This is a genomic window from Pseudomonas sp. NPDC089395, from assembly GCF_044749525.1.
Lineage (GTDB): Bacteria > Pseudomonadota > Gammaproteobacteria > Pseudomonadales > Pseudomonadaceae > Aquipseudomonas.
In genome coordinates, this window is sequence record NZ_JBIVID010000021.1 from 1 (window position 1) to 17,412 (window position 17,412).

The 17,412-nt window shown below is 63.0% G+C and carries 14 protein-coding genes and 2 pseudogenes; 12 read left to right on the forward strand and 4 right to left on the reverse strand.

All coding sequences use genetic code 11. The annotated features are described in order from the left end of the window. Positions 1–94 precede the first annotated feature (94 nt). A complete protein-coding gene (locus ACIPZG_RS26045; protein WP_400718257.1) occupies positions 95–496 on the reverse strand; it encodes a lysozyme inhibitor LprI family protein in 402 nt (133 codons plus the stop codon). A gap of 286 nt (positions 497–782) precedes the next feature. Between ACIPZG_RS26045 and ACIPZG_RS26050 the strand changes: the two genes are divergently transcribed. The 7 genes from ACIPZG_RS26050 to ACIPZG_RS26080 all read left to right on the forward strand — a co-directional run bounded on the left by ACIPZG_RS26050 (position 783) and on the right by ACIPZG_RS26080 (position 10,033). Next, entirely contained in the window at positions 783–1,760 is a 978-nt protein-coding gene (locus ACIPZG_RS26050) for a dipeptidase (RefSeq protein WP_008091517.1), read from the forward strand. A 77-nt stretch (positions 1,761–1,837) separates the two neighbouring features. Then, positions 1,838–2,368, forward strand: a complete 531-nt coding sequence (locus ACIPZG_RS26055) for a DUF5943 domain-containing protein (RefSeq protein WP_008091518.1) — start codon at positions 1,838–1,840, stop codon at positions 2,366–2,368. A gap of 15 nt (positions 2,369–2,383) precedes the next feature. Continuing rightward, entirely contained in the window at positions 2,384–4,447 is a 2,064-nt protein-coding gene (dgcA, locus tag ACIPZG_RS26060) for a dimethylglycine demethylation protein DgcA (protein WP_400718259.1), read from the forward strand. A gap of 209 nt (positions 4,448–4,656) precedes the next feature. Next, the gene (dgcB, locus tag ACIPZG_RS26065) at positions 4,657–6,609 is read left to right on the forward strand and encodes a dimethylglycine demethylation protein DgcB (protein WP_400718261.1); all 1,953 of its coding nucleotides are present in this window, start codon (positions 4,657–4,659) and stop codon (positions 6,607–6,609) included. Then, entirely contained in the window at positions 6,609–7,841 is a 1,233-nt protein-coding gene (locus ACIPZG_RS26070) for an electron transfer flavoprotein subunit alpha/FixB family protein (RefSeq protein WP_400718263.1), read from the forward strand. Before dgcB ends, ACIPZG_RS26070 begins: the two co-directional genes overlap by 1 nt. A 10-nt stretch (positions 7,842–7,851) precedes the next feature. Then, a complete protein-coding gene (locus ACIPZG_RS26075; protein ID WP_400718265.1) occupies positions 7,852–8,622 on the forward strand; it encodes an electron transfer flavoprotein subunit beta in 771 nt (256 codons plus the stop codon). Positions 8,623–9,262: 640 nt separating this feature from the next. Further along, positions 9,263–10,033, forward strand: a complete 771-nt coding sequence (locus ACIPZG_RS26080; protein WP_400718267.1) for an RHS repeat-associated core domain-containing protein — start codon at positions 9,263–9,265, stop codon at positions 10,031–10,033. 46 nt (positions 10,034–10,079) lie between these two features. On the opposite strand, the gene gbcA is transcribed toward ACIPZG_RS26080, so the two are convergent. After that, positions 10,080–11,372 (reverse strand): glycine-betaine demethylase subunit GbcA, encoded by a 1,293-nt coding sequence (gene gbcA, locus ACIPZG_RS26085; RefSeq protein ID WP_400718269.1) that lies wholly within the window; start codon positions 11,370–11,372, stop codon positions 10,080–10,082. A 272-nt stretch (positions 11,373–11,644) separates the two neighbouring features. Here gbcA and gbcB point away from each other — a divergent pair, with 272 nt between their 5' ends. Then, on the forward strand, positions 11,645–12,745 hold the full coding sequence (gene gbcB, locus ACIPZG_RS26090) for a glycine-betaine demethylase subunit GbcB (protein WP_400718271.1): 1,101 nt from the start codon (positions 11,645–11,647) through the stop codon (positions 12,743–12,745). 125 nt (positions 12,746–12,870) lie between these two features. Here gbcB and ACIPZG_RS26095 read toward each other — a convergent pair whose 3' ends face one another. After that, positions 12,871–13,926: a methyl-accepting chemotaxis protein gene (locus ACIPZG_RS26095; RefSeq protein WP_400718305.1), complete on the reverse strand. Its 1,056-nt coding sequence runs from the start codon at positions 13,924–13,926 to the stop codon at positions 12,871–12,873. Positions 13,927–14,001: 75 nt separating this feature from the next. After that, positions 14,002–14,496: pseudogene (locus ACIPZG_RS26100) on the reverse strand (MCP four helix bundle domain-containing protein); the annotation flags it as partial. Between the two features lie 253 nt (positions 14,497–14,749). Here ACIPZG_RS26100 and ACIPZG_RS26105 point away from each other — a divergent pair. From ACIPZG_RS26105 to ACIPZG_RS26120, 4 genes and pseudogenes are all read left to right on the forward strand, one after another. After that, positions 14,750–14,980: a hypothetical protein gene (locus ACIPZG_RS26105; protein ID WP_400718274.1), complete on the forward strand. Its 231-nt coding sequence runs from the start codon at positions 14,750–14,752 to the stop codon at positions 14,978–14,980. Beyond that, positions 14,977–15,279, forward strand: a complete 303-nt coding sequence (locus tag ACIPZG_RS26110) for a cell division protein ZapA (protein WP_400718276.1) — start codon at positions 14,977–14,979, stop codon at positions 15,277–15,279. Before ACIPZG_RS26105 ends, ACIPZG_RS26110 begins: the two co-directional genes overlap by 4 nt. A gap of 199 nt (positions 15,280–15,478) precedes the next feature. Then, positions 15,479–16,507 (forward strand): annotated as a pseudogene (locus ACIPZG_RS26115) (cache domain-containing protein); the annotation flags it as partial. 135 nt (positions 16,508–16,642) lie between these two features. Next, positions 16,643–17,371, forward strand: a complete 729-nt coding sequence (locus tag ACIPZG_RS26120; protein WP_400718307.1) for a methyl-accepting chemotaxis protein — start codon at positions 16,643–16,645, stop codon at positions 17,369–17,371. Positions 17,372–17,412: the final 41 nt, after the last annotated feature.

The following is a 17,412-nucleotide window of genomic DNA, read 5'->3' on the forward strand; positions in this document are numbered from 1 at the left end:
CAGCGGCCCCAAGATCTTCGCAGCAGCACAGATCTTGGGGCCGCTGCGCGGCCCTTTCGCGACACAAGGCCGCTCCTACAGGCGATAGCGGCACTTATTGCTGCCCGATGGTCTGCAGATACTCCGAGCGATCATCGCTACGCTGCGCCACGCAGGTATTCCACGCCGCTTCAAAGGCCTCGCTGCCCGGCTTCTCGGCATAGGTCTCGACCTTGCAGTCGGCATCGCGCAACTGCGCCCACAGCTTCTCGGCCGCCTCCATGCGCCCGGTGAGCGACGTGGCCTGATCCGCCTCGTCGGCATACTGGTCGCGAATACGCTGGATCAGCTCGTCATAGGCCGACTTCAACTCACGTTCGGCAGTCTGCTTGTTGAACGCCGCGCAGGCGTAAGTCTGCTGGTCGCTTTCAACGTTGTCGCATGGCGTGCTTTCTTCCTCACCAGCCTGCGCCCCACCGACGACGGCCAGCAGTACCAGCCATGCCATTGATTTCATCCGTTTTCCCCTTAACAGACTGACGAATGGCTGGGATTCTCGCTCAGCCAAAGGCAAGACGATAGCTTCCTGAAGAAATGTTCATGTAGGACCTGTGCAGGTCGTTATCGAGACTGTCTCTCATCCCCGAACGGCGGGCCAGACGGCCTGATGTCGCGCATTGACGCTTTCGGCAAACCCCCTGTCGTTTTTGCATCGGGGCGCCTTTGGGCACAGGCATATGCTGGCCCCAAAGCGCCGGCAGAAGGTTTGGCGCAGCCCAACTGAATAAAAAGGGGACAGCCTGATGAGCCCAGCCGAACTTCACGCCGACAGCATCGTCATCGACGGCCTGATCATCGCCAAATGGAACCGCGAACTGTTCGAGGACATGCGCAAGGGCGGGCTGACCGCGGCCAACTGCACGGTGTCGGTCTGGGAAGGCTTCAAGGCTACCGTCGACAACATCGCCGCCAGCCAGAAGCTGATCCGCGAGAACGGCGACCTGGTGATGCCGGTGCGCACCACCGCCGACATCCGCAAGGCCAAGGAACTGGGTAAGACCGGCATCCTCTTCGGCTTCCAGAATGCCCATGCCTTCGAAGACCAGATCGGCTACGTCGACGTGTTCAAGCAGCTGGGCGTGGGCATCGTGCAGATGTGCTACAACACCCAGAACCTGGTCGGCACCGGCTGCTACGAGCGTGACGGCGGCCTGTCGGGCTTCGGCCGCGAGATAGTCGCCGAGATGAACCGCGTGGGCATCATGTGCGACCTGTCCCACGTCGGCTCCAAGACCTCCGAAGAAGTCATCCTCGAATCGAAAAAACCGGTGTGCTACTCCCACTGCCTGCCCTCGGGGCTGAAGGAGCACCCGCGCAACAAGTCGGACGAAGAACTGAAGTTCATCGCCGACCACGGCGGCTTCGTTGGCGTGACCATGTTCGCGCCGTTCCTGGCCAAGGGCATCGACTCGACCATCGACGACTACGCCGAAGCCATCGAGTACACCATGAACATCGTCGGTGAAGACGCCATCGGCATCGGCACCGACTTCACCCAGGGCCATGGCCAGGACTTCTTCGAATACCTGACCCACGACAAAGGCTACGCCCGTCGCCTGACCAACTTCGGCAAGATCATCAACCCGCTGGGCATCCGCACTGTCGGCGAGTTCCCCAACCTCACCGAAACCCTGCTCAAGCGCGGCCACTCCGAGCGTGTAGTGCGCAAGATCATGGGCGAGAACTGGGTCAACGTCCTCAAGGACGTCTGGGGCGAGTAAGCCGCTCTCCAAGCCTGATAGCCCCTGCCAGCAACGCCGGGGCACCCACATGAAAATTTTTATGGAGTTGAGTTTCCATGGCCAAGATCGCCCCGCAATTGCCAATCGAAGTCGACAGCGAGACCGGTGTCTGGACCAGCGACGCCCTGCCGATGCTGTATGTGCCGCGCCATTTCTTCGTCAACAACCACATCGGCATCGAGGAAGTGCTGGGCGCCGACGCCTACGCCGAGATCCTCTACAAGGCTGGCTACAAGTCGGCCTGGCACTGGTGCGAGAAAGAAGCCGAGTGCCACGGCCTTGAAGGTGTGGCGGTGTTCGAGCACTACATGAAGCGCCTGTCGCAACGTGGCTGGGGCCTGTTCGAGATCCAGGACATCGACCTCGACAAGGGCACCTGCAGCGTCAAGCTCAAGCACTCGGCCTTCGTCTACGTGTATGGCAAGTGCGGGCGCAAGGTCGACTACATGTTCACCGGCTGGTTCGCCGGTGCCATGGACCAGATTCTCGCTGCCCGCGGCAGCAAGATCCGCACCGTGGCCGAACAGGTCTATGGCGGGTCGGAAGAAGGCCACGAAGATGGCCTGTTCGTTACAAAGCCGTTGTAAGCCGGAGAGAGCGTCATGGCATTCGAAGCAATGTTCCAGCCGATCCAGATCGGCAAACTGACCATCCGCAACCGCGTGCTCAGCACCGCGCACGCCGAGGTCTACGCCACTGACGGCGGCATGACTACCGACCGCTATGTGAAGTATTACGAAGAGAAAGCCAAGGGCGGCATCGGCCTGGCGATCTGCGGCGGCTCGTCGGTGGTGGCCATCGACAGCCCGCAGGAGTGGTGGGCCTCGGTCAACCTGTCGACCGACCGCATCATCCCGCACTTCCAGAACCTGGCCGACGCCATGCACAAGCATGGCGCCAAGATCATGATCCAGATTACCCACATGGGCCGTCGCTCGCGCTGGGACGGCTTCAACTGGCCGACCCTGATGTCGCCGTCGGGTATCCGCGAACCGGTACACCGCGCCACCTGCAAGACCATCGAGGTGGAAGAGATCTGGCGCGTGATCGGCAACTACGCGCAAGCCGCGCGCCGTGCCAAAGAAGGCGGCCTGGACGGCGTCGAGCTGTCGGCCGTGCACCAGCACATGATCGACCAGTTCTGGAGCCCACGGGTCAACAAGCGTACCGACGAATGGGGCGGCACCTTCGAGGGCCGCATGAAGTTCGGCCTGGAAGTGCTCAAGGCCGTGCGTGCCGAAGTCGGTGACGACTTCTGCGTGGGCATGCGCATCTGCGGTGACGAATTCCACCCCGATGGCCTCAGCCACGAGGACATGAAGCAGATCGCCGCCTACTACGACGCCACCGGCATGATCGACTTCCTCGGCGTGGTCGGCTCGGGTTGCGACACCCACAACACCCTGGCCAACGTCATCCCCAACATGAGCTACCCGCCGGAGCCGTTCCTGCACCTGGCGGCCGGCATCAAGGAAGTGGTCAAGGTCCCGGTGCTGCACGCGCAGAACATCAAGGACCCGAACCAGGCCACGCGCATCCTCGAAGGCGGCTACGTGGACATGGTCGGCATGACCCGCGCGCACATGGCCGACCCGCACCTGATCGCCAAGATCAAGATGGGCCAGGTCGACCAGATCAAGCAGTGCGTCGGTGCCAACTACTGCATCGACCGTCAGTACCAGGGCCTGGATGTACTGTGCATCCAGAACGCCGCGACCTCCCGTGAATACATGGGCGTGCCGCACATCATCGAGAAGACCACCGGCGCCAAGCGCAAGGTGGTGGTGGTGGTCGGCGCCGGCCCTGCGGGCATGGAAGCCGCCCGTGTGGCTGCCGAGCGCGGCCACGACGTGACCCTGTTCGAGAAGAAAGACCAGATCGGCGGGCAGATCACCATCGCCGCCAAGGCGCCGCAACGCGACCAGATCGCCGGCATCACCCGTTGGTACCAGCTGGAACTCGCGCGCCTGAAGGTCGACCTGCGTCTGGGCACCTTTGGCAGCGTGGAGGCCATCCAGGACCTGCGCCCGGACATCATCGTGCTGGCGGTAGGCGGCCATCCGTTCGTCGAGCAGAACGAGCACTGGGGCGCCGCCGAAGGGCTGGTGGTGAGCAGCTGGGACGTACTCGACGGCAAGGTCGCACCGGGCAAGAACGTGCTGGTGTACGACACCATCTGCGAGTTCACCGGTATGTCGACGGCAGACTTCATCGCCGACAAGGGTAGCCAGGTCGAGATCGTCACCGACGACATCAAACCGGGCGTGGCGATGGGCGGCACGACCTTCCCGACCTACTACCGCAGCATGTACCCGAAAGAAGTGATCATGACCGGCGACATGATGCTGGAGAAGGTCTACCGCGAGGGCGACAAGCTGGTGGCGGTGCTCGAGAACGAGTACACCGGCGCCAAGGAGGAGCGCGTGGTCGACCAGGTCGTGGTGGAGAACGGCGTGCGTCCTGACGAGCAGCTGTACTACGCGCTGAAGGACGGTTCGCGCAACAAGGGCCAGATCGACGTGGAGGCGCTGTTCGCCATCAAGCCGCAGCCGATCCTCAGCCAGCCGGGCGAGGGCTACCTGCTGTACCGCATCGGCGACTGCGTGGCCCAGCGCAACGTGCATGCGGCGATCTACGACGCCTTGCGCCTGTGCAAGGATTTCTGATCGCTCCGCCTCTCTAGAGACGGGACTGGCCCCCCTGTAGGAGCGGCCTTGTGTCGCGAAAGGGTCGCGAAGCGGCCCCAAGATCTTCGCAGCAGCACAGATTTTTGGGGCCGCTGCGCAGCCCTTTCGCGACACAAGGCCGCTCCTACAGGGGTCCGCGCCGCCTTTGAGACGGCGCAAGAATTCAGCTGTTGTTGTGGGAGCCTCCCATGTTGAACACCCTTCTACCCATCCTGCTGTTCGCGGCCCTAGGCCTGGCGGTGCTCGGCGCCCTGCGCCGGGTGCGCATGTGGCGACGTGGCCGGCCCTCTCAGGTCAATCTGCTCGGCGGCCTGCTGGCGATGCCGCGACGCTATCTGGTGGACCTGCACCACGTGGTCGAACGCGACAAGTACATGTCCAAGACCCACGTGGCCACCGCAGGCGGCTTCGTGCTGTCGGCCGTGCTGGCGATCCTGGTGCACGGCTTCGGCCTGCAGAGCAAGATCCTCGGCTACGCCTTGCTGGTGGCCACGGTCATCATGTTCAGCGGTGCCATCTTCGTCTTCAAACGCCGCCTGAATCCGCCCTCGCGCCTGTCCAAGGGCCCGTGGATGCGCCTGCCGAAAAGCCTGCTGGTATTCGCGGCAAGCTTCTTCATCGCCACCTTGCCGGTCGCGGGCATCCTGCCGGCCAACACCGGTGGCTGGGTGATGGTCGCCGTGCTGGGCCTGGGCGTGCTGTGGGGCGTGTCGGAGCTGTTCTTCGGCATGACCTGGGGCGGCCCGATGAAACACGCCTTCGCCGGTGCCCTGCACCTGGCCTGGCACCGCCGCGCCGAGCGCTTCGGAGGCGGCCGCTCCACCGGTCTCAAGCCGCTGGACCTGGAAGACCCGAACGCACCCCTGGGTGTGGAAAAGCCGGTGGACTTCACCTGGAACCAGCTGCTCGGCTTCGATGCCTGCGTGCAGTGCGGCAAATGTGAAGCCATGTGCCCGGCGTACGCCGCCGGCCAACCGCTGAACCCGAAAAAGCTCATCCAGGACATGGTCATCGGCCTGGCCGGTGGTACTGACGCGCAGTTCGCCGGCAGCCCGTACCCAGGCAAGCCGATCGGCGAGCACGGCGGCAGCCCGCACCAGCCGATCGTCAACGGCCTGGTCGACGCCGAGACGCTGTGGTCGTGCACCACCTGCCGCGCCTGCGTCGAGGAATGCCCGATGATGATCGAGCACGTCGATGCCATCGTCGACATGCGCCGCCACCTCACCCTGGAAAAGGGCGCGACCCCGAACAAGGGCGCCGAGGTACTGGACAACCTGATCGCCACCGACAACCCGGGCGGCTTCGCCCCTGGCGGGCGAATGAACTGGGCCGCCGACCTCAACCTGCAGCTGCTGTCGGAGGTGAAGACTACCGAGGTGCTGTTCTGGGTGGGCGACGGTGCCTTCGACATGCGCAACCAGCGCACCCTGCGTTCGTTCGTCAAAGTGCTCAAGGCCTCCGGCGTGGACTTCGCCGTGCTCGGCCTTGAAGAACGCGACAGTGGCGACGTGGCACGGCGCCTGGGCGATGAAGCGACCTTCCAGCAATTGGCCAAACGCAATATCCAGACCCTGGCCAAGTACAAGTTCCAGCGCATCGTGACCTGCGACCCGCACAGCTTCCATGTGCTGCAGAACGAATACGGCGCCCTGGGCGGCCACTACGAGGTGCAGCACCACAGCACCTATATCGCCGAACTGATCGCGGCCAAGAAGCTCAACCTCGGCCAGCACAAGGGTGGCAGCGTCACCTACCACGACCCGTGCTACCTGGGCCGTTACAACGGCGAATACGAAGCCCCTCGCGAAGTGCTCAAGGCGCTGGGGATCGAAGTGCGCGAGATGCAGCGTTCGGGCTTCCGTTCCCGTTGCTGCGGCGGTGGCGGCGGTGCGCCGATCACCGACATCCCGGGCAAGCAACGCATTCCCGACATGCGCATGGATGACATTCGCGAGACCGAGGCGGAGCTGGTGGCCGTGGGCTGCCCGCAGTGCACCGCGATGCTCGAAGGCGTGGTGGAACCGCGCCCACAGATCAAGGACCTCGCCGAGCTGGTCGCCGATGTGCTGATCGAAGAGGAAACCGCCGCGACCCCAAAGTCGCCAACGGTCAAACGTGAACCTGCGGAGGTGCACTGATGAGCGACATCATCCGCCGCGACCCACGCGCCGAGTGGATCGCCCGTAACCGTCTGCATCCGCTGCACGCGGCGATGCAGACGCAACAAACCCGCTGGATGGGCCCCAACGGCCTGCTGCGCAAGAACCCCCATGCCATCGCCGCCGGTTTCATCGGCCCCAATGGCATCAAGCGTATCGACCGCAGCGGTGCCCAGCAGGGCACCGGGATCGGTGGGCGGCGCAGCGCGGCTGCCGAAGTGCAATTGCCGCTGCACCAGGTGCCAGCGCCGGCGTTCTACATCGCCGTGGTGCCGGACATGGTCGGCGGCCGCCTGAGCAGCCACGACCGCGATCTGCTCGGCCTGGCCCATAGCCTGGCCGGCAGCGACGGCGCCGTGCTGGCCGTGGTGTTCGGCGAGCACAAGGAAAACAACTTTTCTACAGCCGGCGTCGACCGCTTGCTGGTCATCGAGGGCGAAGCCTTCGAAGGTTATGCACCGGAGCAGCTTGTTCAGGGCCTGCGGGCTGTGGATAACCAGTTCACCCCGCGCCATTGGCTGCTACCCGACAGCCGCAGCGGCGGCGGCGAACTGGGCCGTCGGCTTGGCGCCGCGCTGGGCGAGCGCCCGGCGACGCGGGTCTGGCAGGTCAAGGACGGCCAGTGCATTGGCCGTGCCGGTGCCGGTCAGCAAGACCTGCAGCGTGCGGTGCCACGCTTGATCCTGGGCGCTGCAGAGTGCGCCGAGCCGGTCAGTGAAACCCGTCATGAGGCGCTGCCGGTGGAGTTGTCCACAAGCGTGGCGCGCAGCCTGTCGCGCATCGAAGACCTTGGCGCGGTCGCCGTCGACCCGGCCACCATCGCCATGGCCGAGGCGGAGTTCATTGTCTCGGGCGGTAACGGGGTGAAGGACTGGGACCTCTACCACAAGGCCACGGCGGCCCTTGGCGCCACCGAAGGCGCCTCGCGGGTGGCGGTGGACGATGGCTTCATGCCGCGCAACCGCCAGGTCGGTGCTACCGGCACCTGGGTCACGGCACGGGTCTACATGGCTGTGGGTATCTCTGGCGCGATCCAGCACCTGCAGGGCATCGGCGCCTGCGACAAGGTGGTGGCGATCAACATGGACCCGGGCTGCGACATGATCAAACGGGCCGACCTGTCGGTGATTGGCGACAGTTCGGCGATTCTCCAGGCACTGATCGAGGCTGTGGATAATTTCCGCAGTGGCGGCCAGCGCGACGCGGCATAAGGGCATGAGCATGAGTACGAAAGTCATCAGCCTGGTTTCCATCGGTGCCCACCCCAGTTCCGGCCGCGCCCGCCGCGCCGAGCAGGATGCGCGTGCCGTGGAGCTGGGTTTGCAGCTGGCTGGGGATAACTTGCAGGTGGTGCATGCCGGCGACCCGAGGCAAGAGGCGCTGCGGGCTTACCTGGGTATGGGCCTGGATCATCTCGACGTGCTGGAGCAGCCGGCTGGCGCGGATGTACTGGCTGTGCTTGGTGACTACTTGCGCGATGCCGGTGCCCAGTTGGTCCTGACCGGTAGCCAGGCCGAAACCGGTGAAGGTTCGGGCATGCTGCCGTTCCTGTTGGCCGAGAAGCTTGGCTGGCCGCTGGTGGTGGGGCTGGCTGAAGTGGAGTCGATCGACAACGGCAGCGCCCAGGTCCTGCAGGCACTGCCCCGTGGGCAACGGCGCCGGCTGAAGGTACGGCTGCCGTTCCTGGCGACTGTGGATAACGCTGCACCCAAGCCACGTCAGAGCGCGTTTGGGCCGGCTCGCCGGGGTGTGCTGGCGGCGCGCAATGTGGCGATTGTCGAGGATGAACTGCTGGCGCAAGCCGAGCTACAGCCCGCGCGGCCACGGCCCAAGCGGCTAAAGGTGATCAAGGCCAAGAGCGGTGCCGACCGGATGAAGGCGGCGACGGCCAAGGCCAGCGGCGGGGGTGGCAAGGTATTGAAGGATGTTTCTCCACAGGAGGGCGCCGAGGCGATTCTCAAGCTGCTGGTGGAGGAGGGGGTGTTGCGTTGAACCTGTAGCGGCCTCATCGCCGGCAAGCCGGCTCCCACAGGGTCCCTGCACAAGTCTCAAGTACTGTGAATATCTTACTTGTGGGAGCCGGCTTGCCGGCGATGAGGCCGGTGCAGACAAACTTTGCCCACCGAATCTGTTCGCCAAGGTGTGGATAAAGTGTTCATCCATCGCTACAGCCACCATCTGCCAAGGCCTGCAAGCTTTTGAGCGAAAAATGACCAGTCCCCTCGCACGTGCTTGCCCAGTCCTCCGGCCCAGACGGGTTAAAGTTTCCCACAATCGCTGTTAGCGCCTCTGTGGATAATATGTTCGGTAGCTGCTGTGAGCCACGTATATCAAGGCTTGCACCGATTCGATCAAAAAACGCTCAATCCGTCTTTAAATCCTCTTGATCAATGGAAATCAGGGCTTTGAGTGGGTTACCCACAGCCTGGTGGCTGAACTGTAATCGGTTGCTCACAATCTCTGTTGGTGTCTCTGTGGATAAGGTGTATGGAGTCTGCTGTAGGCCAACAAGCCCGGGGCTTCGGCTGGCTTGATCAATTAATGATCAGAATTGTCCTGTCATTTCTGCCAGTAGGAAAGCGCACTACCCAGAGTTACGGTATTCGCAACCTAATACTTCTGTGGATAACCAATGAACCACTACTCATCTTATGGGTACACGAAACCGGACGTGCGGCTCATGCTCGGCTTCTGCGGCCAGTATTGCGAACCGTTGACGGGTAACTATCCCTTGGGCAACGGTCACCGTACTTACAGCCCAGGCTTGATGCGCTTTTGCGCTCCGGATTCTCTCAGCCCCTTTGCAGCGGGCGGGCTGAACGCTTATGCCTATTGCGCTGGCGACCCAATCAACCGCTACGATCCATCAGGCCAGTTCTTCGAGACGGCAGCGTTGTCTTTGAGGGCGTTGGGAATTGCTTCCAACACTGCCACCCTGGCCTACAACTTCATGGGGCCGGCGCCAACCAACAGGGTTGGGCTCAATGCTTCGCGCTTGAGCACTTTTGGTTCGGTCTTGAGCATAGGCAGCGCCTCAGCGCAATTTGCGGGCGTGCAAAGTGCCGTGTTCGGAACCAATGTCGGGACGGGGATAAGCTTGGCGGCTACCGCGACACGTGCTGCTTACGCGGCGGTCGGACCAGGTGCCAGGCCGTTGCAGCAGATAAGGGAGAACGCTGGCCTGCTGACCTCGGGGATTCCTGCGCAGGCCGCTCCGGATATAGAACTTACGCAGGTCAGAACGATTGCCTCACCATCGCTGCCGGTCAGGACGAGAGAAGTTGTACCTGCTCCGAGCATCAGTGAAGTTGAACCTGTTCCGAGTATCAGCAAGCCCTGGGTCATCGAGCAAACGTCTCAAGGCATGAGAAAACGTCCCATTAAGCGGCGTCCTTCGCTATGAGTGTCAGGGGTCGCTAGGCGGCCCCGACACGTACGAACAGAACCGCTTATTGCGCAACAACTTCCTTGAGATACGGCGCCGGCTCCGCCCCCAGGTTGGCCAGCACGCGCTCGCTGTACCAGTCGATGAAGTTCACCACACCAAACTCATAAGTCTTCGAATACGGCCCCGGCTGGTACGCGGTGGAGTTGATCCCCCGCTGGTTCTCTTCCGCCAGGCGACGATCCTGGTCGTTGGTCGCATCCCACACCTTGCGCATGCGCTCGGGGTCGTAGTCGACGCCTTCGACGGCATCCTTGTGCACCAGCCACTTGGTGGTGACCATGGTTTCCTGGGCGCTGATCGGCCACACGGTGAAGACGATCATGTGATCGCCCATGCAGTGGTTCCACGAATGCGGCAAGTGCAGGATACGCATCGAGCCCAGGTCCGGGTTCTGGATGCGGCCCATCAGCTTCTGGCAGGCCTGCTTGCCGTCCATGGTCATCGATACCGTGCCCTTGAGCAGCGGCATGCGCACGATGCGGTTACGCAGGCCGTGGCTCTTGTGCAGGTACGGGATCTTCTCGGCTTCCCAGGCGGCAGCCGAGGCGGCCACGTGGTCCTTGAATTCCTGGCTGGCGCGCGGATCGTTGGTGTCGTCCCACTCCAGCAGGGTTTGCAGCAGCTCCGGGTGCGAACCGCTGCAGTGGTAGCACTCGCGGTTGTTTTCCAGTACCAGCTTCCAGTTGGCCTTTTCCATCAAGGTGGTTTGCACCGCCACCTTGGTGTTCTCCATGTCGTACGGTTCCATGTAGTGTTCCAGGGTGGCCAGGAACTCGTCGATGGCGGGCGGGTTTTCCGCCAGGCTGATGAAAATGTAGCCACCGGCAACTTTCACGTTCACCGGCTTCAGGCCGTATTCCTTCATGTCGAAGTCGGCGCCCATTTCGGTGCCGGCGAACAGCAGGCGGCCGTCCAGCTCGTAGGTCCACTGGTGGTAATGGCACACCAGCTTGGCCACCTTGCCTTTCTCGCTGACGCACAGGCGCGAGCCGCGGTGGCGGCAGACGTTGTGGAAGGCATGCACCTTACCTTCGGCACCGCGCACCACGAGGATCGGGTTCTTGCCGATCTGCAGGGTGATGTAGTTGCCTTTTGCCGGGATCTCGCAGGTCATGCCGGCGATCAGCCATTCCTTTTGGAAGATCTCCTGCATGTCGATCTGAAACAGACGCTCGTCGGTGTAGAACGGCTGGGGCAGCGAGTAGGTGCGCTCGCGGGTCTGCAGCATCTCGGCGGTGGCCTTGCGTGCAGGTTCCAGTGGATCGCCCAGGCTCAGGGTTGCGGTGACGTCCATCGTGTATTCCTCGGGGCCGTGTACGGCCGGCAAAAGGTGGCTAATCGTTATTGTGGTGGCGCAGGTTCTTTTGCCGTGGAGTGTGCGTCCGAAGACGCCGCGAACCGTATCCATGGGCGACATGGCCGATTTGAATTACGACGCGCCAGCCCTTGTAGCACGGGGCTGGTCGCGATGAGCACGCCGATGTCGCAGGCAGGAATGTGCGTCGCGTTCAGCTTGCGCATTATCCCAGCCATAAAAAGGCCAATTGTCGGCCGCTGGAGAAGAACATGTCCGATACCTTCCTCAATCCGGTCACTACCCAGACCTGGGCCAACGGCCGCCACATCGTGCGCTGCGTCAAGGTCATTCAGGAGACCTGGGACGTTCGCACCTTCTGCTTCATGGCCGACCAGCCGATCATGTTCTTCTTCAAGCCAGGGCAGTTCGTCACCCTGGAGCTGGAGATCGAAGGCAAGCCTGTGATGCGCTCGTACACCATCTCCAGTTCGCCGTCGGTGCCCTACAGCTTCTCGATCACCGTCAAGCGCGTGCCCGGCGGGCTGGTGTCGAACTTCCTCCACGACACCATGCACGAAGGCGCCGAGCTGCCGGTGCATGGCCCGGTGGGGCTGTTCAACGCCATCGACTTCCCGGCGGGCAAGGTGCTGTACCTCTCGGGTGGCGTCGGTATCACCCCGGTGATGTCCATGGCGCGCTGGTTCTACGACACCAATGCCAATGTCGACATGGTCTTCGTGCACAGCGCCCGTTCGCCGAAGGACATCATCTACCACCGCGAGTTGGAGCAGATGGCCTCGCGCATCCCCAACTTCAGCTTGCACATCATTTGCGAGAAACATGGCCTGGGCGAACCGTGGGCGGGGTATCGCGGCTACCTGAACCAGCGGCTGATGGAGCTGATTGCGCCCGACTACATGGAGCGCACGGTGTTCTGCTGCGGCCCGACGCCGTACATGACGGCGGTCAAGCGCATGCTCGAAGCGGTCGGTTTCGACATGAAGAACTACCACGAGGAATCGTTCGGCGCGACGCCGGCGGAAGCCAAGGCCGACGCCGTGGAGCATGCCGAGCAGGCTGCCGACGCACCGGAAGTGGCTGCGTCGGAGCTGAACCTTGTGGAGTTCATTGGCAGCGAGAAGAGCATCCGCATCGCCCCGGGCGAGACCGTGCATGCGGCGGCGGCGAAGGTCGGGCTGATGATTCCGAAAGCTTGCGGCATGGGCATTTGTGGTACGTGCAAGGTGCTCAAGCTGGGGGGCGAGGTGGAGATGGAGCACAACGGCGGGATTACTGAAGAAGATGAGGCCGAGGGGTACATCCTGTCGTGCTGCTCGGTGCCTAAGGGGGACGTGCGGATCGATTATTGATCTGCGAAGGCATGGGGCTGCTTTGCAGCCCTTTCGCGACACAAGGCCGCTCCTACAGGTGACCGCGTGATCTTTGTAGGAGCGGCCTTGTGTCGCGAAAGGGCCGCAAAGCGGCCCCAGCATTATCAGGTGCGGAAACGGGCCACCAGGCCATTGAGGTCCACAGCCAACCGCGACAGTTCCGCACTCGCCGCGCTGGTCTGATGCGCCCCGGTCGCGCTCTGCACCGACAAGTCATTGATGTTCACCAGGTTGCGGTCCACTTCCCGCGCCACCTGAGCCTGCTCTTCAGCCGCACTGGCGATCACCAAGTTGCGCTCGTTGATCTGCGCCACCGCCCCGGCAATGCTGTCCAGCGCCAGCCCCGCGCCGCGAGCGATGTTCAAGGTCGAGTCGGCCCGTTCGGTGCTGGTGCGCATCGACTCCACGGCTTGTTCGGTTCCGCCCTGGATGCTGCCGATCATCCGCTCGATTTCGCTGGTCGACTGCTGGGTGCGATGGGCCAACGCGCGCACTTCATCCGCAACCACGGCAAACCCACGCCCCGCCTCACCGGCACGCGCGGCTTCGATGGCGGCATTGAGCGCCAGCAGGTTGGTCTGGTCGGCCAGGCCACGAATCACATCGAGCACCTTGCCGATATCGCGCGACTGCTCGGCCAGGTGCGTGATCAACTGCGCGGTGGCTTGCACGTCGCCACTCATGCGCTCGATGGCGCCCACGGTTTCCATCACCAGGTCGCGGCCATCGCCGGCCGAACGGCTGGCTTCGCCAGAGGCTTCGGAAGTGCTCACGGCATTGCGCGCCACTTCTTCCACGGCGCTGGTCATTTCGGTGACCGCGGTGGCGGCCTGCTCGATTTCGTTGTTCTGCTGCTGCAGGCCCCGGGCGCTCACGTCGGTGACGCAATTGAGCTCCTCGGCGGCCGAGGCCAGCTGGGTGGCGGAGCCGGCGATCAACTGCAGGGTGTCGCGCAGCTTGTCCTGCATGCGGGCCATGGCGCGCAGGAGGCGGGCGGCTTCGTCGGTGCCTTCGGCACGGATGAGGTAGGTCAGGTCACCGTCGGCGACCTGTTCGGCGGCCGTGAGCGCTTCTTCGATCGGCTTGACGATGCTGCGGGTGAGCAGGAAGGCGCAGAGGAAGGTCAGCACGGTGGCGGCAATCAGCAAGCCGATCACCAGGGCAAACGTCGCGGCGTACTGGCTGGCGGCGGTTTCGTTGGTCTGGCGGGTCTGGGCGGTGTTGATTTGCACCAGGGTGTCCATGACCTTGTTGATCTGCTCGGAATTGGCCAGCAGGTCGCGGTTGAGCAGGTCACGCAGTTCGTCGGTGCGGCCGGACTGGTTCAGGCTGCGCATGCGCGCTTCCAGCTGGCGGTACTGGTTGAGCAACTGGGTGTACTGGTCGAAGGCTGCCTGCTCGTCGGCGGCACCGATCATTGGCAGGTAGGCCTGGCGGGCGCGGTCGATCTGGGCGTTGCGCTGGTCCAGCAGGCTGAGGGTGTCGCGCTGCACTTCCGGCTCGCGGTTGAGCAGCAGGCGGTAGGAGAGGGTGCGCAGGCGCAGGTTCAGCGCGGTCAGTTCGTCCAGGGTCTTGATACTGGGGACGCTGACGTTCTCGATGGTCACACCGGCCTGTCGGATGTTGCCCATCTGCATGAGCGAGAAAATGCCGAGGCCGAGCATCAGCAGGCTGATCAGGGCGAAGCCGAGCAGCGCACGCGGGGCGATATTCATGTTGCGTAGAGACATGGGGCGAAGAAATCCGTGCGACAAAATAAGACGTACTGGTCTATCGGTCGTGACCGTGCAGTCTTGAGCGCGAGCGGGAAAATGTGTGAGCCAGCTATCGATTTACCTGACCGGCGGTTGATCCAAGTCGGAACAAGGTGCCACTTACCCTGTCAATCTGGCAGGCAGAAGCCTTATGAATCCGATATTTAATGGCGATGGCTGACACTTTTCTTTATCGTGTGCGCCCTTTGCAACAACCCGAGATATCCCCATGCTTGAAGCATCCCTGAATCAAATCGAGCAACTGGTCAGCGACCTGATGCAGAAAAACGCTCAACTCACCGAGCAGAACGCCGCCCTCGGCCAGGAACTGGCCCAGGCCAAGGAAGAGAACGAAACCCTGCAGCTGTCGCTGATGGAGCAGGAAGAGAAGCACGGCGCTACCGCTGCGCGCATCCAGGCGCTGGTTGACCGCGCCAGTGCGGGTGTCGTCGGCGCATGAGACTGCAAGCGCAGCCGATCAATGTCGTATCGATCCTCGGCAGCGACTATTCGATCAAGGCGCCCGAAGGCCAGGAAGAAACCCTGGCGCAGGCGGTGCGGATGCTCAACACCGCCCTGGCCGAGACCAAGCGTCTTTACCCGAGCCTGATCGGTGACAAGCTGCTGGTACTGGCCGCGCTCAACTTGTGTTCCAAGCAGGTCGAACTGCAAAAGGAACACCAGCAGACGCTTGAGCGGACCCAGGCGCAGATCGACGCCACGGTGGACGCTATCGTTCGGACCATCGCCGAACAGTAGGAGCGGATTCATCCGCGATGCGGTGGTGAATTCAACGCCGCTTCGCGGATAAATCCGCTCCTACAAGGTTCATCTGTTTGTTCCAGATCACTGGAATAACTGGATACTCAAGTGTATACACTTCCCGTAAAACAATAATTACGGGGAGCGGGGCATGCGTATCTGGCGTAAAAGCATCCAGTGGCAGTTGATCGCGAGCATGGGCGCCGCCCTGCTGGCGAGCATCCTGGTGGTGGTGGTGATTTTCACGGTGGCGCTCAACCGCCTGACCGAACGTTACCTGCTCGACACAGCCCTCCCGGCCAGCATCGAGGCCATCCGCAACGATATCGAACGTATGCTCGGGCAACCGCTGGTGGCCGCAGCCGACATTGCCGGCAATACCCTGCTGCGCGACTGGTTGGCGGCGGGTGAAGACCCTGCCCAGCGAGCCCCTTTCATCGAGTACCTGGAGGCCGCCAGGGCGCGCAATCAGGCCTTCACCACGATGTTCGCCGCCACCGACAGCGGCCACTACTACAACGAAAAAGGCCTCGATCGCACCCTCAGCCGCGACAACCCCAAGGACAGCTGGTTCTACGGCTACATAGACAGTGGTGCCCAGCGCCTGGTCAACATCGACATCGACGGCTCCACCGGTGAGCTGGCGCTGTTCATCGATTACCGCGTGGAAAAAGACGGCAAGCTGGTGGGCGTGGCGGGCATGGGCCTGCGCATGAGCGAGCTGTCGAAGCTGATCCATGACTTCAGCTTCGGCGAGCGCGGCAAGGTGTACCTGGTGCGTAATGACGGGCTGATCCAGGTTCATCCCGATCCGGCCTTCAGCGGCAGGCGCCAACTCGTCGAACAGCTCGACGCCAACGCCGCCAAGGTGCTGCTCAGTGGCGACCACGCCCTGCGCAGTAGCCGCTTTCAGCGCGATGGCGAGGATTACCTGGCCCTGAGTCTGCCCTTGCGCGACCTGAACTGGACCTTGGTCGCCGAGGTGCCCGAGGCGCAGATCTACGCACAGATGAACCAAGCCGTATGGCTGACCACCCTGATTGGCGGTGGGGTCGCGCTGCTCTCACTGTTGCTGGTGGTCGTGCTGGCGCGCGGGCTGGTGAAGCCGATTCGTCGGGTCACGGCGGCCCTGGTTCAGATTGGCAGCGGCGCGGGCGATCTCAGCCATCGCCTGGATGATTCTCGCCAGGACGAACTGGGCGACCTGGCCCGGGGTTTCAACCGTTTTCTCGACAGCCAGCGTGGACTGATCGGCGATGTGCTGCGCACCACCGAGCGCCTGCACCGTGCCGTCGAGCAGGTGACCCAGGTGGTGGACAACACCGCCGAGCGTTCCGGTCGGCAGCAGGAAATGACCGAGATGGTCGCCACGGCCGTGCATGAAATGGGCCTGACCGTGCAGGAAATTGCGCGCAACGCCGGCGATGCTGCACAGGCCTCGCAATCGGCACGTGACGAAGCCCTGCAGGCGCGTGACGTGGTGCGGCGGTCGATCCAGGGGATCGAAGGCATGTCGGGGGATATCGGCAAGGCGGCTGATGCGGTGAGCCAGCTGGCCGATGAGGTCGCTTCCATTGATGAAGTGTTGGCGGTGATCCGCAGTATTTCCGAGCAGACCAACCTGCTGGCGCTCAATGCCGCCATCGAGGCCGCGCGGGCAGGGGAGATGGGGCGAGGCTTTGCGGTGGTGGCCGATGAGGTCCGCACCTTGGCCCGGCGCACGCAGCTGTCCACCGATGAGGTGCAGCAGATGATCCAGCGGCTCAAGCAAGGGGCGGGTTCGGCGGTGACCTCGATGCAGGCGGGGCAGCAGGCGACGGGCAGTGGTGTGGCGTTCAGCCAGCGTACCGGGACATCGCTGGGGGCGATTACGGATCAGGTGGAGCACATCAGCGACATGAACCACCAGGTGGCGACGGCGACTGAAGAGCAGTCGGCGGTGACCGAGGAGATCAATCGGACGGTGCAGGGGATTTCGGATTTGGCGCGGGAGACGGCAGCGGAGGTGCAGGGGTGTCGGGAGGAATGTCAGGCATTGCGCGGGTTGGCCGATGACCTGGCGCGGCAGATGGGTGGGTTCAGGCTTTAGATCGCTGGTGGCCCTATCGCCGGCTTGCCGGCGATAGGGCC

Bases quoted from the DNA above. Each gene is read 5' to 3' on its own strand.
- gbcB (WP_400718271.1), top strand. From the start codon at position 11,645: ATGTCCGATACCTTCCTCAATCCGGTCACTACCCAGACCTGGGCCAAC.
- gbcA (WP_400718269.1), bottom strand. From the start codon at position 11,372: ATGGACGTCACCGCAACCCTGAGCCTGGGCGATCCACTGGAACCTGCA.
- ACIPZG_RS26105 (WP_400718274.1), top strand. From the start codon at position 14,750: ATGCTTGAAGCATCCCTGAATCAAATCGAGCAACTGGTCAGCGACCTG.
- dgcB (WP_400718261.1), top strand. From the start codon at position 4,657: ATGTTGAACACCCTTCTACCCATCCTGCTGTTCGCGGCCCTAGGCCTG.
- dgcA (WP_400718259.1), top strand. From the start codon at position 2,384: ATGGCATTCGAAGCAATGTTCCAGCCGATCCAGATCGGCAAACTGACC.
- ACIPZG_RS26075 (WP_400718265.1), top strand. From the start codon at position 7,852: ATGAGTACGAAAGTCATCAGCCTGGTTTCCATCGGTGCCCACCCCAGT.
- ACIPZG_RS26110 (WP_400718276.1), top strand. From the start codon at position 14,977: ATGAGACTGCAAGCGCAGCCGATCAATGTCGTATCGATCCTCGGCAGC.
- ACIPZG_RS26055 (WP_008091518.1), top strand. From the start codon at position 1,838: ATGGCCAAGATCGCCCCGCAATTGCCAATCGAAGTCGACAGCGAGACC.
- ACIPZG_RS26045 (WP_400718257.1), bottom strand. From the start codon at position 496: ATGAAATCAATGGCATGGCTGGTACTGCTGGCCGTCGTCGGTGGGGCG.
- ACIPZG_RS26120 (WP_400718307.1), top strand. From the start codon at position 16,643: ATGGTCGCCACGGCCGTGCATGAAATGGGCCTGACCGTGCAGGAAATT.
- ACIPZG_RS26050 (WP_008091517.1), top strand. From the start codon at position 783: ATGAGCCCAGCCGAACTTCACGCCGACAGCATCGTCATCGACGGCCTG.
- ACIPZG_RS26080 (WP_400718267.1), top strand. From the start codon at position 9,263: ATGAACCACTACTCATCTTATGGGTACACGAAACCGGACGTGCGGCTC.
- ACIPZG_RS26070 (WP_400718263.1), top strand. From the start codon at position 6,609: ATGAGCGACATCATCCGCCGCGACCCACGCGCCGAGTGGATCGCCCGT.